15 protein-coding genes and 2 pseudogenes are annotated in these 14,642 nt (G+C 45.6%); 14 read left to right on the top strand and 3 right to left on the bottom strand.

From position 1 onward, the window contains the following. Positions 1–111 precede the first annotated feature (111 nt). On the bottom strand, positions 112–588 hold the full coding sequence (gene idi / locus Pmgp_RS10385; RefSeq protein WP_134213913.1) for an isopentenyl-diphosphate Delta-isomerase: 477 nt from the start codon (positions 586–588) through the stop codon (positions 112–114). Between the two features lie 213 nt (positions 589–801). On the opposite strand from idi, the gene Pmgp_RS10380 reads away from it, so the two are divergent. The 5 genes and pseudogenes from Pmgp_RS10380 to Pmgp_RS20885 all read left to right on the top strand — a co-directional run bounded on the left by Pmgp_RS10380 (position 802) and on the right by Pmgp_RS20885 (position 5,617). Further along, the gene (locus tag Pmgp_RS10380; protein ID WP_205078007.1) at positions 802–1,014 is read left to right on the top strand and encodes a ferredoxin-thioredoxin reductase catalytic domain-containing protein; all 213 of its coding nucleotides are present in this window, start codon (positions 802–804) and stop codon (positions 1,012–1,014) included. Between the two features lie 799 nt (positions 1,015–1,813). After that, positions 1,814–2,563 (top strand): LytR/AlgR family response regulator transcription factor, encoded by a 750-nt coding sequence (locus Pmgp_RS10375; protein ID WP_134213912.1) that lies wholly within the window; start codon positions 1,814–1,816, stop codon positions 2,561–2,563. A 295-nt stretch (positions 2,564–2,858) separates the two neighbouring features. Further along, positions 2,859–3,098, top strand: a pseudogene (locus tag Pmgp_RS20890) (helix-turn-helix domain-containing protein); the annotation flags it as partial. Positions 3,099–3,351: 253 nt separating this feature from the next. Beyond that, complete coding sequence (locus tag Pmgp_RS10365; RefSeq protein WP_134213911.1) at positions 3,352–4,047, top strand: hypothetical protein; 696 nt, start codon at positions 3,352–3,354, stop codon at positions 4,045–4,047. 1,117 nt (positions 4,048–5,164) lie between these two features. Further along, entirely contained in the window at positions 5,165–5,617 is a 453-nt protein-coding gene (locus Pmgp_RS20885) for a TraX family protein (protein WP_134213910.1), read from the top strand. Between the two features lie 35 nt (positions 5,618–5,652). Here Pmgp_RS20885 and Pmgp_RS10350 read toward each other — a convergent pair whose 3' ends face one another. After that, positions 5,653–6,801: a transposase gene (locus Pmgp_RS10350; protein ID WP_153189206.1), complete on the bottom strand. Its 1,149-nt coding sequence runs from the start codon at positions 6,799–6,801 to the stop codon at positions 5,653–5,655. A gap of 199 nt (positions 6,802–7,000) precedes the next feature. Between Pmgp_RS10350 and Pmgp_RS10345 the strand changes: the two genes are divergently transcribed. The 9 genes and pseudogenes from Pmgp_RS10345 (at position 7,001) to Pmgp_RS10310 (ending at position 13,958) form a co-directional block, all read left to right on the top strand. Continuing rightward, positions 7,001–7,348 carry a hypothetical protein gene (locus tag Pmgp_RS10345; protein WP_134213908.1) on the top strand — a complete coding sequence of 116 codons (348 nt, stop codon included), beginning with the start codon at positions 7,001–7,003 and terminating at the stop codon, positions 7,346–7,348. Between the two features lie 10 nt (positions 7,349–7,358). Continuing rightward, a pseudogene (locus Pmgp_RS20880) lies at positions 7,359–7,637 on the top strand (DUF6431 domain-containing protein); the annotation flags it as partial. Next, positions 7,638–7,985, top strand: a complete 348-nt coding sequence (locus tag Pmgp_RS19500; RefSeq protein ID WP_153189205.1) for a hypothetical protein — start codon at positions 7,638–7,640, stop codon at positions 7,983–7,985. 245 nt (positions 7,986–8,230) lie between these two features. Next, positions 8,231–9,022: a transposase gene (locus tag Pmgp_RS10335; RefSeq protein ID WP_134213906.1), complete on the top strand. Its 792-nt coding sequence runs from the start codon at positions 8,231–8,233 to the stop codon at positions 9,020–9,022. A 73-nt stretch (positions 9,023–9,095) separates the two neighbouring features. Beyond that, positions 9,096–10,352 carry a tyrosine-type recombinase/integrase gene (locus tag Pmgp_RS20580; RefSeq protein WP_134213905.1) on the top strand — a complete coding sequence of 419 codons (1,257 nt, stop codon included), beginning with the start codon at positions 9,096–9,098 and terminating at the stop codon, positions 10,350–10,352. Next, positions 10,349–11,341 carry a tyrosine-type recombinase/integrase gene (locus Pmgp_RS10325; protein WP_134213904.1) on the top strand — a complete coding sequence of 331 codons (993 nt, stop codon included), beginning with the start codon at positions 10,349–10,351 and terminating at the stop codon, positions 11,339–11,341. The genes Pmgp_RS20580 and Pmgp_RS10325 overlap by 4 nt, the downstream gene beginning before the upstream one ends. Further along, positions 11,338–12,354, top strand: a complete 1,017-nt coding sequence (locus Pmgp_RS10320; RefSeq protein WP_134213903.1) for a tyrosine-type recombinase/integrase — start codon at positions 11,338–11,340, stop codon at positions 12,352–12,354. Before Pmgp_RS10325 ends, Pmgp_RS10320 begins: the two co-directional genes overlap by 4 nt. A gap of 85 nt (positions 12,355–12,439) precedes the next feature. After that, positions 12,440–13,186 (top strand): Mu transposase C-terminal domain-containing protein, encoded by a 747-nt coding sequence (locus Pmgp_RS10315; protein ID WP_134213902.1) that lies wholly within the window; start codon positions 12,440–12,442, stop codon positions 13,184–13,186. Further along, positions 13,125–13,958 (top strand): ExeA family protein, encoded by an 834-nt coding sequence (locus tag Pmgp_RS10310; protein WP_134213901.1) that lies wholly within the window; start codon positions 13,125–13,127, stop codon positions 13,956–13,958. Before Pmgp_RS10315 ends, Pmgp_RS10310 begins: the two co-directional genes overlap by 62 nt. A 348-nt stretch (positions 13,959–14,306) precedes the next feature. On the opposite strand, the gene Pmgp_RS10305 is transcribed toward Pmgp_RS10310, so the two are convergent. Next, positions 14,307–14,633: a hypothetical protein gene (locus tag Pmgp_RS10305; protein WP_134213900.1), complete on the bottom strand. Its 327-nt coding sequence runs from the start codon at positions 14,631–14,633 to the stop codon at positions 14,307–14,309. Between the last annotated feature and the right edge of the window lie 9 nt (positions 14,634–14,642).

Here is a 14,642-nt window from a genome sequence, read left to right as displayed (position 1 = left end):
GTCAAGGCTTGCCGGACAGGTCGTGGCAACAGGTTAAAGTGGAGAGATTGTTCTAGTCAAAAATACCTTTAATTCTATGTAAACAAGAGAATAAGGGAGTAGACTCTAAAATTAGGGGTTTGAACCGTAAATTTGCGGGTTCTTTTTAATGTCTTCCTCCAAAAGGTCCTTCGGGATCCATTTGTAATCAGCTGCCTCATCTAAATTTATGTTTGGTGTACCGTCCCATCTCCCTACAAACACATGATCATATTCCTTTTCTGTTAAACCGTTTTCAAAATCAGTTTTATAGATAAATGAAAAGACTTTAACCATACCGGTATCAAATCCCATTTCTTCCCGCAGCCTTCTGTGTGCGGCCACCTCCAGGGATTCGCCCGGCCGCGGGTGGCCACAGCAGGTATTCGCCCACATCCCTGGACAGTGATACTTCCCCTCAGCACGCTGCTGTATCAGCAGCTCATCCTTGGAGTTAACAATAAAGATGGAAAACGCCCGGTGCAGCTTTGGATTTCTGTGAGCATCAATTTTTTCAGCAACTCCAACGACATTATCATTTTCATCCACTAAGGTGACATATTCCTGCACAGTCCCACCCCCAGATACATTAGAGTATACCTGAATCCGTGACGCTTTATAAAATTTGAGCGCCATTTGACATTATAACTTAGGTACCCGGTACCAATAACTTAGGTACCCGGTACCTAAGTTATTTTGATGTGTCCGGTATGCGGGGCGAAGCTGGAAATAACGGCGATCAGCCCGGAAATAATGGTACACAGATTCCCCCAGGAGCCAGAAGTGGAAATAACTGAGCGGGTGGATAACTTCGCCAGGCTTAAGGGCTATATATTCAGTGAAGATAAGGAGCTGGTCATGGAAGGCCTGCTCCAAAAGAAGGAGAAATACGGGGATTTCTATTGTCCCTGCAAGATTGAAAATATTGCGGAAAATATCTGTCCCTGCCTGGAAACACGCAGGGGGCGGGTACTAAAGGAAGGCATGTGCTTCTGAGGTCTTTTCTACAAAAAGGGGTAAGGTCTTACCCCTGGTTCGGGGACATTCCTCAACCTTCAGAAATGCCTGTGAGAGAGGTGTGTCCCCGTTCCTTAGCCGGTGTGTCCCCTTTCATCTGTTGAGATGTGTCCCCGTTCATTGTTTCGATGCTTCGCAATGGAGCAACTGGGTTCAACACCATGGACTTTTAAAGCATGTAAATTTGCCTGATTCCTCACCGCCCTCGGGGCGGTTTCATTGTTTCAGCCAGGTTTTAAAATGCGACAGTTGAGAACCGTCACCTGTGTCGCATACATACTGATACGCACAGGCCCGAGCAGAAGGTCAGCGTGATCAAAACCAGGGACACCGTAAATTTTGTTTTGCACCAGTAGTAGAAAAAGAGACAAGAGGTGTTTTTAGAAAGGTCCTATCAGGCATTTTGCGCGAAAAACAGTTCAACCGTCAAACGTTAGTTGATTGTTAAGCCTTGACATCAGCCGCATATGAAACCGCATTGAGGCAACTCGTTTACCTCTTGCCTCCTAAAACCATTCATGTCAATTTCACATCTGCCAAAACCCAATAAATAAAATATATGGTTAAATTAGTAGGAATTCCTATCTTTTTGTAGAAATTTTATGGTTGAGATATAAGCTGCCGGGATGGAGTATATATCCTGCTTTTCAACACTATACCTTCTAATTTTCCGGCAGGTCTGGCCGCATTAACAGTTACTATGTTACGCCTGTAATTTTTGTAAACTAGTTGTTGGTCTACCTGAAGAATACTATATGGTAAAGGAAGGCTAAAACTCATGAGAATACCGGTACTCATTGCAGAAGACGACTTAGCCCTGCGCCACTTTCTCAGGAAAGCTCTTGAAGAAATACCTGATGTAGAGGTTGTCGGCGAAGCAAAAGACGGCCTGGAAACAGTCCGGCTGGTGAAAAAACTTGTTCCACGGGCAGTTTTTCTTGACATCGCCATGCCGGGAAAAGACGGGCTGATTGTGGCACGGGAAATACGTGAATGCAGCCCCAAGGCCAAGATCATTTTTGCTCCCACCTATGAAAATTTCACAAACCAGGCTCTTGATGTTTACGCCTTTGATTATTTAATCAAACCTTATAGGATCGACCGGGTCCGTGAAACCATGGAACGGATCAGAAAAAGTCTTGCTGAAGCGGAACAGGCTAAAAACAATTCCGTTACCCCTCCTCCTGAAACCAGCCCGGTAAGAATATTGATTAAAGAGGAAGGCAGGCAAATATTCGTAAACGTAAAGGATATTATCTTCCTGACAAGAGAAGGGCGATTCATAGTTATACATACCACAGGAGGTAAATTTAAAACCGCAGAGACATTGGAGTCGCTGGAACGAAAACTGTCAGATCACTCCTTTTTCCGCAGCCACAGGGGGTTTATAATCAATCTGAATATGGTGAAGGAAATACAGCCCTGGGGAAAGAAGACATGCAAGGTAATTTTAAACAATACAGAAGAATCGGTCATAATGACCAAAGCCAGGGCCAGGGAAATGGAAACAAGGTTTCGAATGATTTAGGAAGATGAATAGAGGGGAATTCCCCTCTATTTTTTCATCCAAAACTTTGAGTACCCTTTCATGCATGGAAATGTACCCATTCATACAAGAAAAGGACCCATTTGGACAATATTGGTAGACATGGTTAAAATTATTTGATACGCTCTTAAAGCAATGGGGGGTGATTCTAATGGGACTTGCTAAATGAAAGTGATAATTCGAAAGGCTAAACCAAGGACAAAGTGAAAGACTAATCCACCCGAAACAGTCTAACTAGTAGTCTGTTAACACTATAACTACATAAAAACAGTATTCAGAGCACGGGCTTCAGGTTGCGCTCGACAGAAAGAAGCGCAGTACACCGCCGGTTGAACCCAAGCTTACCGGAGAAGTGGAAGTGAAGATCATTGCACTTAGTTGCAGCACTCCACCACCTGGGCGATCCAAATGGACTTTGAGATTATTGGCCGATAAGGCGGTCGAACTGCAATACATTGAAAGCATCTCTCATGTAGCTGTGGGACGGCTTTTAAAAAAACGAATTAAAACCCCGTAAATGTTGGTGCATTCCGCCTGAACAGAACGCTGCCTTCGTTGCTTGCATGGAAGATGTTTTGGGAACTGTATCAGAAGCAATATTGTAGGCTATATCCGGTCATCTGCATGGATGAAAAGCCATACCAACTTCTTGGTGAAACCAGAACCCCGATCCCGATGAAAGCGGGAAGGCCTGAGTGCCTATAAATGAAAGATGGTTATTGGGATTACATTAAAAAAAATGTATAAAAAAAGGAGGATACTGAAATAAAATGAAGAGGAAATTTATTACCGCTTTATGTGTTGTTCTGAGCCTGTTGATATTTGCTCTGCCGGTTATGGCAAGCACTGAACCCACAGTGCAGGAGTCTGGATTTAACCAAAAAACCTTCTCAGAGGACACTGTAATTACAGAGGATAATGTGAATGATATTCTTAAATACTTTGGATTAGACCCGGGTAATATCATTAAAAAAGACAATATGCCAAATATTAAAGTAACAGTCCGAGATATTGAAAAAACCCTTAAAGAGTCCAGTAAGCTGCCTAAGACAATAATTCAAAATGACTCTAATCCTACTGATGTAAAAGTAAAAACCGATGTTCTGGGGGCAAAATCTAGTGGGACTGCAACTGTTTGCAAAAATGTCAAAATCACCTCTGCATTATATATGAATTATTATGCTACCGGACAATATTATCACGAAGGTTCAACAAAGTATTGGACATCCGCAGGTCCAGCAAGACTTGAAGTAGCGACTCCTCCTACTGCTCTTGGCTTTTATCAATTAGACAGTGTCACTACATTAACAAATCAAGTAGTTAATCCTTACACGAGTAGTTCATATTTAAGAATGGATTATTGCTATGCTGTTGGGTACTATATGTATGTTGGTGTAGGTTACATTTTAATTAATTCAATAGGGGTATCTGGTTATACTACTTTTGGCACGTCTTATATTCCCTAAACAGTTGAATAATGGATATTAATTTTGTTTCAAACAATCTATTTTGTTAGCGATAAAATAAAACACAGTAAAAATTTTACAGGATCTAAAAAAAGGAAATAGTTTGTACTTATGCAAGAAAACCCAGGTGCTACCTTGGTTTTCTTGCTTTCATAGAAATCCGCATTCTCAAACCTTTACAAATTCACTTATTAAAATTCTTCATTTAAATGACATATTGTTCCATACAAATGGGCCACAAAAGGCCGGGAGATCCGGCCTGGTTAGAATTTAAAAACAAAGACACATTAAATAATATCATTGCTCTTTCGGTGCCACGTGCCTTATTAAATTAACGGGCAGGGAAAGTTGATAGGTTAATTTTAAAAAATATGGTATAATATTCTACAGAAAAGATTTAAGTGGGTGATTATTATTAAAGCTAGACCGCTAGGCATATTATTAATTGGATTTTTTTACATAATAGGAGCTACAACATTACTATTTAATTTTACTGTTAATTCAATTGGAATTGCAGCTCAATTTGGGCTACCTCATTTCCCTGAACAATTATTTAGGGTGTTATTATCATTGATTACTTTGATAATGATTTACGGGTATTTAAACCTTAGAAAATGGGGTTATTGGTTTATGATTTTATATACTTTGTATTTCGGAGGGGTAAATACTCTTCTTTCTATACAATTTCATCAACAACCTTTTATTGGGAACATGACATGGTCTATTATAATTTTGTTATATACTTTTACAAAAAGAAAATTTTTTGAGGTGTGATTTAATTCCATTTTTATACACTTTAAAAGGAGGTAATGTTTATATCAATCTTAAAATTTAAGGGGAAGCATGTTGGAAGCATGGGGAAGCATGGGGACGGTTCTCTTGCTTCCTTTAGTAAGACAGGGGGGCGGCAGACCGTGTGAAAAAATTCTCTGCCTTCCTGCAATTGCAATTAAATATTAGTGATGCATTGTGTGATCGTTAAAAAGGGACCTTTATAGAGCCTGCTTCGATTTATGCCGGAGCTAGGCTTTTGAATTATAAGCAGTTGCCTAAACAACTGGATTAAGGGCCTTTCTCGATTTGTGATAGGTCATTTTTGTATTGGAGTAGTTTTTATATGTCAAGTTTTATGTTGAAAATATTAGCATTACTTTTTATGTTAATAGATCATATCGGAGTTTTTATTCCCGATTTGCCTATATATCTTCATTGGATAGGAAGACTCTCCGCGCCTATTTTTATATTTTGTTCTACCTGGGGTTTTACATATACAAGTAGTAAAAAAAAATATCTTATAAGGCTTTACGTTGCCGGTTTGGTAATGGCTATAATACAAGTTTGCATTAATATAGAGAATAATTTTTTCAGATCCCTTTTCTCCATTTGTATTGTAATATTGTTAATAGACTCCTATAGGAATAAAGATGGAAACTTTAAAAAATATTTATGTATGATCCCACTGCAAAAAGAGGTGTTTTTTTCTTGTCATTTGCCCCTTAAGAAAATTGACTGGGAGTATCATCTATCTAATTTACCGTTATTTTGGTTTCCTTTACGGTTTGATGCATGAATTATGGTTATTATCCTTTGCTTTACCGGTTTATTCTAGCAAATGGGCACAATAACCCCTTGATTATTGTTATTTGCAATTTCTATGGCCTTTTTCCTTATGTCACCATTGAAGAAGCGGACGATTTGCTTGAAGTTGTGTCCAATGATTTTCATCCCAGTAACCAATGTTGCTTTGACTTTACCCCGTACCTTGAGTCTTCCTGCTCCCTGTGAACACTTTAGCGAGGAGTTGGTTCCTTCAATGGCCGTACGTTTGCTGGTAGCTTCTTTCCTGGCACTTTTGTCTTCTTTGCGTTCGCGGGCTTCGGCCAGAAATATAGCACTCTGTTGAACTCGCAATACGGTATTGTTTTTCCGGAATTTTACCGGACAGGTGTCTTGCCTGGGACAGTTTGAACAGACATTCCTGTCGAAATGAGCAAGAATCACTTTACTTTTTCCATTAAACTGGCAGCTATATGGAGTATGTCCTTCTGGACAGGCCTCCACCGTTTTATGGTCCTTGATGATAAATGCGGTTAGCGGAATCTTTTCAGGATCTGGTTGTTTTCCGGTCATGTCGGTATAATGCACCGTGATTTCAGCGGCTTGTGCCTGTTTTTCTACTCCTCCGCTGAAATAACCACCGTCTACGTATATGTCAGTGACATCCGTTTTCTCTTGTAACACCGGTATGCGTTTTTCCAGCATTTCAGCATCACTGATACTGTTTTTCTCAACCATGTAATCGGTGACTATTTGGACCGGGTTTTCGTCGGAGCAAGTTTCGGTGATATTGACGACTAAACCGACATTCCCTTTGGAGGCTTTCTTGCGGTAGGTTACATCCGGGTCATGGGCTGATTGCAAGGAGGTTGCCGCAATTTCTTTGTTTGCTTTAGCCACCCAGGCGTTCTTCTCGTTGTCGAATGTGGCCTGTTCGTTGATAAACCGCCGGAGGATAGTGATGGCTTCCAATTCACTGATTTTCGGACTGGATTCGGTGATGGATACCAGTTCGGCTCCTAACCCGATTATCTCTTGTATGCGTTTCTGAGCTTCACTACCTCTGGACCGGTACAGAGCTTGGGTTTTATACTCTGATTCGAGAACGTTTTTTAAGTCGTTTGTAAGGATCTCCAGAGGGCAGGCTTTTACCGCTTGCACCAGCACATCGTATGCCAGCGATAGCCGGCCGGCCAACTTTGTTTGCAACCACTTTATGCGTCAGTAAAATAGGGTGAACTCCTCAAAATAATCAGCGGTAAAAATATTGATTCATTACCGTCAATTGCCTAATCCCGTCTGTACAATGACGGCAGGTTAGGCTATTCTGATTTAAAGAAGATTTAGATGGGCAATATCTTGTAAATAAGTATAGCAGAGGACGGAGATCTGTAATATGCCTGAACAAATGGACCCAATAAAAGCAGCGCGCCTGCTGGAGAGATGGATAAGCTTCTATGGTATGGATGACAAAGATGCATGGCCGCGGGAAGACTATCCGTTTGTTAAGCAATCCTGCGAAGCAATGCGCCTGGCCATCGAACTTCTTAGAGGTAACAAGGCTAGCGCGGATGTCGACGTCAAAAGAGCTGCGGCACAGTTGGGAAAATGGCCGAAGGTCCACAGCATGGATGATCCGGAATATTGGGAGAGCGAAGACTTCCCGTTCGTTCAAAATACCCTGGAAGCTATCCGTTTTGCCGCATCATTCCTGAGAGAAATGCAGGCGAGCCGCTCATCTTAAGGAACGAGAGATGCTTAAAATCCTCTTTCTGGGCAAGAACTGTAAAGACTACTGTAAGCGGTATGGCAATAAGCGCCCCAAGCTTGAATTTACTTGCGACAATTCCAGTTGCGACTGCCAGGTTCTCCACAAACACGGCTGTTTCTGGCGAATAGCCGTGACCAAGCGCCGACAGTCCAAGCTTCCCATCTATCGCTGGCGCTGCCCCGTATGCGGGCAAACAATCTCAGTCCTGCCGGACTTTTTAGTGCCCTGGGGACACTTCGTGACACCGGTGCGGGAGGCCGCTTTGAAGCGCCGGCAACTCGGTCAAAGCTTCAAGAAGATCGCCACGGGAGTGGCCTGTGCCGCAGTAGGCGGCATCCATCCCAAAACCGTCAAGCGGTGGTGGATACGCTATCTTTCCAAGGCTGGCGATACTGCCCTGTGGGTCGCCGCCGAACTGATCCGCTCCGGTATCGACGAAGACCTGCTGCGCTCACACTTTCGGGGCGTGAATCCCAGCCCATTGGATACGGTGCGCTGGCTTTTCTCTCTGGCGCAAAGATATCTGCACATTCTTGGCCTCAACCCGTCGCCCCTGAGGGGCTGCTTCAGCTTCCTCAACACCATGCTTCCAGCCCCCCTTTGGCTCTAACCCCAAAAAAACCGAACAGGATCATTGTTCGCCTGTCGAAGCCGGGGCTTTTCTGTTTTGCCCCAAATGAGGCCATTCTCCCGTCATCCATTTATGAACATGCAATGATTACCCATTATGGAATGCTGTTTCCTCTAGCCCATTAATTCCCGTGAAAATCCAACAAACTTTGCCTCCTATCTGTGATCATGCCGGCGTGGGATACTGGTCATGATAACCAATTCCACCGGAAAGGAAGGACGTAGATGGACGAGAAGATGCGGCAAGAGGTGGCAAACTTCCGCTACGGACTAATCGCCCCCATTGTTACCAGGAAACTCGCTCCAGGGGAGCAGGAGGCTCTACTTCGGGATATCGCCAGCCATACCTATGATGTTCCTCACAGCCAGACTAAAAAAGTGGGTCTGCGCACCCTGGAGCGATACCTCTGTGCATACCGGTCAGGCGGCTGGGAGGCGCTGCTGCCCTCGGTGCGGGCGGACAAGCTGACCTGCAGACAGATAGTGCCGGAAGTGCTGGAGAAGGCGCTCGCTCTCAAGCGTGAGAATCCCGCCCGCAGTGTCAGGCAGATTATGGCCATTTTAGAGCTGGCCAGACTGGTTGAACCGGGAGCGCTCAAAGAGAGTACCCTGTCCAGGCAACTTCGCCGGCGCGGGATGACTAAAAAGGCCCTGGAGAAAGCACCGGGCGCCTTCCGGCGCTTCGAGGCCGATTACAGTAATGCCTGCTGGCAGGGCGATGTGCAGCACACCCTATACCTGCCCCACCCAGATCAGCTGGGTAAGAAGAAGATAGCGTACCTGGTCGTATTCATGGACGATTATTCCCGCTACATAGTTGGAGGCCAGTTCTACTTTGAAGAACGGCTGCCACGCCTCGAAGACTGCTTTAAGAAGGCTCTTTTGAGGCATGGCTGCCCGGAGATGATCTATTTGGATTATGTTCCGCGGAACATAATCGGTGTTATGTTGCCGACTCAGTTATGTTGCCAGCAGCAGATAATACGGCCCAGAGTAAGCATCTTTGACGAAAAGTAGAAACATAATTTTCACAGATCGGCTTTCAGCTTAGAATAACATCAAACAATTATTTGGAGAGGATGGTGTTCTAATGCTGGAGCGTTACTATGTCTATCCGGAAACATGGGATCGGATTAGATCGTCGTGGATTGGTGGCCATATTGAAAGTTACGTTGAATGGCTTACGGAAAACAAGTATTCATTTCGAACAGTGCTAAAACGTGTACCAATTTTAATGGAATTCGGGGAATTTGCCCGGCAACATGGAGCAAAGAAACTGGAAGATTTACCCGGATACATTGAAAAATTCTCAAGATATTGGCTTAAGAAACACGGACAGGGCTGTAAAACAGACAAGGCTCGTGAAGGTGTTAGGCTAGAGGGTCAGAGACCCGTAAAACAAATGTTAAGATTGGTCATTCCTGATTTTGAAAAAAGTTCCGGCGATGAACCTTTGCAAAGCATGGCTCCTGGTTACTTTGAGTATCTACGTAACGAAAGGGGCCTTAGTGAAAAGACGATAATACTTTACAGACATTACCTTCGCTCATTCGAGGCGTATCTCCAAGAAATCAGTTTAAACGAACTCACATCACTCTCGCCAGTGATACTGAGTGGTTTTGTTAAATACAAAAGCAAAGGATTATGCAAAGCGAGTCTTGGTCTCAGATGCACTGCACTACGCGTCTTCCTTCGGTATCTTTATCGTGAGCGAATAATAACAAAAGATCTGTGCCACGCCATAGATTCTCCACGTATTTATCGCCTCTCAAGCATACCGCGCTCTATCACCTGGGATGAGGTAAACCGCATGCTGGAAGCAGTCGATTGTCGAACCGCAATCGGAAAACGAGACTACGCCATTCTGCTTTTGATGGTGACTTACGGAATCAGGGCAAGAGAGGTCGCCGCCTTAACACTGGATGACATTGACTGGCGGAAAGAACGGTTACTGGTGCCAGAGCGGAAGGCAAACCATTCTACAGCATATCCTCTATCGCCAATCGTGGGTCAGGCAATTCTGGATTATCTCCAACATGGAAGACCTAAAACTTCCGACCGTCATATCTTTTTCCGAACAAGGCCCCCGTATATTCCCATGGCCTTTAACGGTGTTTCCACCCGTGTAGTTCGCTACCTTAGAAAAGCCGGTGTTCATGTAGACAGGGTGGGGTCGCACACGCTTCGCCATACATGCGTGCAAAGGCTGGTGGACGCCAGCTTTTCCTTAAAATCTATCGGCGACTATGTGGGCCATGGAAACCCGAAATCCACCGAGATCTACGCCAAGGTAGCAGTGGACGCTCTCCGGGAAATCGGTTCCGGTCTGGGGGAGGATGTCCTATGAAATCGCAATGGAATGGCTTCCAAAGTCCCCTGGCGGATGGCATACAGCAATTCCTCGCCGCCAAGCGCGCTCTCGGGCAGAGTTTTAATACCGAGGAATATGCGCTGCGTTCATTTGATGCCTTTCTTTGTCAGCAGAAGATAAAAACCATCGAGGATATCACCGCAGAACTGGTTGACGACTTTATTGCGTCCCGCCCTCGAAAACGTCCTCGCAGCTACAACCATCTGATCAGTGTCATGGGCCGTTTATTCAGCTGGCTGACAAAAAACTACTATCTTGATTACTTGCCTTTAAGAATGCAGCCTCGGCGAGAAACTTCAAAAAGGATACCATTTTTATTCACGCCCGACATGGCGCGGGATTTGCTGGCTTGTGCAGGGAACTTGCCAGATAGCCGGAGAATAATCCTCCGGGGTCATACCTATCGGACCATATTTGCATTGCTGTACGGTCTTGGCCTCAGAGTTGGTGAGGTTTGCCGGCTCTGCTTGAGTGACGTAGACCTTAATAGATCCCTGCTGGTGATCCGCCAAACCAAGTTTTACAAAAGCCGCCTGGTTCCATATGGTCCACGCATGAAAGAACTTCTTACGGGGTATCTGAGGATGCGCTTAGAAAAGTTCGGTTCCCCCCGGCCAGAGGATCCCTTATTTACTTTAATCGGTGGTCGTCCCATCAACCGCCACACGATCGACAGGGTCTTTAGTTCCCTTGTCCCACAGATGGGGTTGAAAGCGTCGCAAGGTGTGTCGCCTCCCTGTGTGCACGATCTGAGGCATTCGTTTGCGGTAGGTACTCTGCTCCGCTGGTACCGCTCTGGCATCGACCCGCAAACGCGGCTGCTCCACCTGTCTACATTCCTTGGCCACGTCAGCCCAACTTCAACAGCAGTTTACCTTACTATCACGCCCGATTTGCTTCAGGAGGCCAACCTGCGCTTTGAAAAATTTGCAGCACCTATCCTGCAGGAGGTGTTGCTACCATGAAATCCGAGAATCTGGGCCAACTCACATACTCATTTTTCATAGATTACCTTGCAGTCCAGAAGGGGCTGCGGCCGGCATCAATAAAGAGCTATCGGGATACGATTCGTCTTTTCCTCAAATTTGTATCAGAGGCCACCCGGCGCAAGATTACCCATCTGTCTATACGAGATCTCACCTTTGAACGGGTTAAAGGGTTCCTCCATTATCTTGAAAGTGATCGGAAAAATCATATCCGTACCCGAAACCATCGTCTGGCAATCCTGCACACCTTCTTTGGCTACATAGCCATGAGGATTCCCGAGATGCTGGCAATCTCCGAACAGGTAGCAGGCATTCCTATGAAACGCGTGCATCCGCCAGAAACATCTTTCCTGGAGCGCGAGGATATTTCTGCGCTTTTTGCACGCTTGCCTTCCAAAGGGCTCTATGCGCTGCGTGATCGGACGCTCCTGCTGTTTCTATACAACACCGGCGCCCGCGTTCAAGAGGTTGCCGATCTACGCATCGGCAACCTTGATCTGGATGGCTCCCGCGTCAGACTGCATGGGAAGGGTGACAAATGGAGGACATGTCCGCTATGGCAGGAGACTGTCACCCTTCTGAAAACCCTTATCCAGCAAAATCCAATCAAAGCTCTACCGGAGAATGCTATTTTTCTCTCCCAAAACAGAACACCCCTGACTCGCTTCGGCATTTACAAAATCGTTCGTCGCCATACTGATTCCCTTCCGCGTAGCAAGAAGACTTCAAATCAGTGGCACATCAGCCCTCACGTATTCCGACACACAGCAGCAGTCCACTTGTTGGAATCAGGCGTGGAGGTTAACGTGATTCGTAATTGGCTTGGGCATGTAAGCCTTGATACTACTAATCATTACGCTGAGATAACTACCCGCATGAAGGAGGCTGCCCTGCGAGTTTGCGAACCGAAAATTAATTCATCTCAGGGATCCCCGAAAAGAATAGCCTGGCGAGAGGATCAAGCGTTGTTGTCATGGCTGGATTCTCTATGAAAATTATGTTGCAGAAATTTGTAGCCTTTGGCTTTAAATGCAGGGACTCACCCTTGTGGCAACATAACTAAGCCGGCAACATAATGTGGATAATGGTGCTATCTATTCGTCTCACCACTTTGCAAAGATCTGCGGCCGGCTGCAAACGGAGCTGAAACACACGCGCCCGTACCGCCCGCAGGGCAGCGGCAAACAGGAAAAATTCTTTCGCTTTGTAGACTTAAGCTTCGTGCCGGAAGCCTATGACCTGATTGAACAGAGGAAGATTCATACCCTGGCCGACCTCAACCGGTTTTTTACGGCTTGGCTGGAAGTGGCCTATAATCAGAAAGTACATAATACATTCAAGCAGAGACCAGCCGATCGCTATTTCAAATGTGAGCACCCTATCCGGCGCATTCCTCCCCATGAACTGGCAGAGATTTTTTTGCTGGAGGAAAGGCGCAAGGTGGATAAAACCGGCTGTGTTTCCCTCCTGGGAACGGTCTACGAGGTGGAACCGCACCTGGCGGGAGAAACTGTGGAGCTCAGGTTTGACCCCTATGAGCTTTCCATTATCCAGGTCTTCAAGGACGGGGTACGCCAGAAGGACGCCCGCATGCTGGAGAAGGCTCCCTTTAAGCGAGCAAAGGAAAAACAGCCGGAGAAGGCGGCTAGGCCTGAAAACGCGCCGAAAACCGGCCTCAACTATGTTGAACTTGCCTACGAGAAGTTCATGACAGAGCAAAGCAAAGAGGGCTTCATAGCCTGCAAGATGAGGAGGCTCCTTCATGATAAGTCAATTTTTCACCCTGGAGAGTACACCGTTTACGAAAGAGCTCCCGACTTCTAAGCTGTACCAGTCATCCTCGTTCAAGGAATGCATGGCCAGGCTCCATTATATAGTAAGAACCCGCTCCTTCGGACTCTTGTCCGGCGAGATCGGCTCCGGCAAGTCTACGGCTATCAGAGCGCTCAGGGACGCCCTGGATATGACGAAATACCGGTTTATCTACCTGTGTGACTCCTCCTTGAAGCCTCGTGATTTCTACCGGGAGCTTCTGCACCAGCTTGGAATCGTCCCCCAGAATCTAAAGAGTGACGCCAAGCGCCAGTATGAACATGCGATTTGGGATCTCTACGAGAGCCAGCAAAAGACTGCTGTCATCGTGATCGATGAGGCCCACCTGCTACAGGGGGACATGCTGCAGGAGATCAGGTTTCTGACCAATTTCCAGATTGACTCTGTCTCACCGGTTTCTCTGCTCATGGTCGGTCAGCCGGAACTGAGATCCACGCTGCAGATGCGTCTGTTTAAACCGATTACGCAACGGCTGAACATCCGCTACCACCTGGGCGGCCTGGGAGCATCCGAGATGAAAGAATACGTGGAGCACCAGTTGCAGGCGGCCGGGGCACAGCACCCTATCTTTACCGCTGAGGCAATAGATGCAATTTATGCCCATACCCGGGGGATTGCCCGTGAGATCAACAACGTGTGCACAGCCTGCCTTCTGGATGCGGTTGTTCGTAAAGAAAAATTGATAGATACCATTCATGTTGCCAAAATCCTGACAAACACACAAGGAGTGATGATGGAGGAATACAATGCATCATATTCATAAACTGATATACCGGCGAGCATCAAAGATGTGGCACGCCTATGACAGCGGTAAATACTGCTGTCCTATCCACCACGGAGATTATATCTGCATACGGGTGCAGGATCGTTATTTCCCGGCAATCGTTAAACTTGATACAAATTAGTATCTTCTTATCGACCACGTCAAGTTCTATCTACACCCTGAACAAAGATATGACGCTATCTTGATGTTTTGATGGGAGAAGCATATCAAAAAAGCCCCGTGTTCACCTTCGGGGCTTGCTTTGTCTTCAGGCGAAAGGTAAACTCCTCCGTCATTGTCGGTTGCAAACGTAAATCTTTCCCGTCATTTTCGCTTCCGAAGTTGCTGTCAGATAAAGTGATTAACAACAGCTGCGACCACACCATATTTTAATCCAAAAATAAGTCCGCCTGCGACCAGGAACGCGCAGCCTGCCATAAAGGGCACGTTATTGGGCTTGAAGATCCACAAGCCCAAGGTGACAATCACTACCGCCAAAATATGATGGCCTATGGGGGGTAAGCCGGTAAAAGGTTTGATTATGCCAATTAACAGACCTATTAAAACAACGATTAGAACCCCGATGTTTTTAGGGTTTGACAAGATAACGTTCTTTTCGGGCAAAATCTCCATGCGCGTTATAGTATGCTGCTCCATATTTTTAAAACCTAACATAATACAGAT

Source organism: Pelotomaculum propionicicum, from assembly GCF_004369225.1.
Taxonomy (GTDB): Bacteria; Bacillota; Desulfotomaculia; order Desulfotomaculales; family Pelotomaculaceae; genus Pelotomaculum_B; species Pelotomaculum_B propionicicum.
This window is presented reverse-complemented; position numbering and strand designations above follow the sequence as displayed.

Coding starts and splice junctions, on each gene's coding strand:
- Pmgp_RS10305 (WP_134213900.1), bottom strand. CDS start 14,633: ATGTTAGGTTTTAAAAATATGGAGCAGCATACTATAACGCGCATGGAG.
- Pmgp_RS10335 (WP_134213906.1), top strand. CDS start 8,231: ATGGACGAGAAGATGCGGCAAGAGGTGGCAAACTTCCGCTACGGACTA.
- Pmgp_RS20580 (WP_134213905.1), top strand. CDS start 9,096: ATGCTGGAGCGTTACTATGTCTATCCGGAAACATGGGATCGGATTAGA.
- Pmgp_RS10375 (WP_134213912.1), top strand. CDS start 1,814: ATGAGAATACCGGTACTCATTGCAGAAGACGACTTAGCCCTGCGCCAC.
- Pmgp_RS10365 (WP_134213911.1), top strand. CDS start 3,352: ATGAAGAGGAAATTTATTACCGCTTTATGTGTTGTTCTGAGCCTGTTG.
- Pmgp_RS10345 (WP_134213908.1), top strand. CDS start 7,001: ATGCCTGAACAAATGGACCCAATAAAAGCAGCGCGCCTGCTGGAGAGA.
- Pmgp_RS10310 (WP_134213901.1), top strand. CDS start 13,125: ATGATAAGTCAATTTTTCACCCTGGAGAGTACACCGTTTACGAAAGAG.
- Pmgp_RS20885 (WP_134213910.1), top strand. CDS start 5,165: ATGTCAAGTTTTATGTTGAAAATATTAGCATTACTTTTTATGTTAATA.
- Pmgp_RS10320 (WP_134213903.1), top strand. CDS start 11,338: ATGAAATCCGAGAATCTGGGCCAACTCACATACTCATTTTTCATAGAT.
- Pmgp_RS10325 (WP_134213904.1), top strand. CDS start 10,349: ATGAAATCGCAATGGAATGGCTTCCAAAGTCCCCTGGCGGATGGCATA.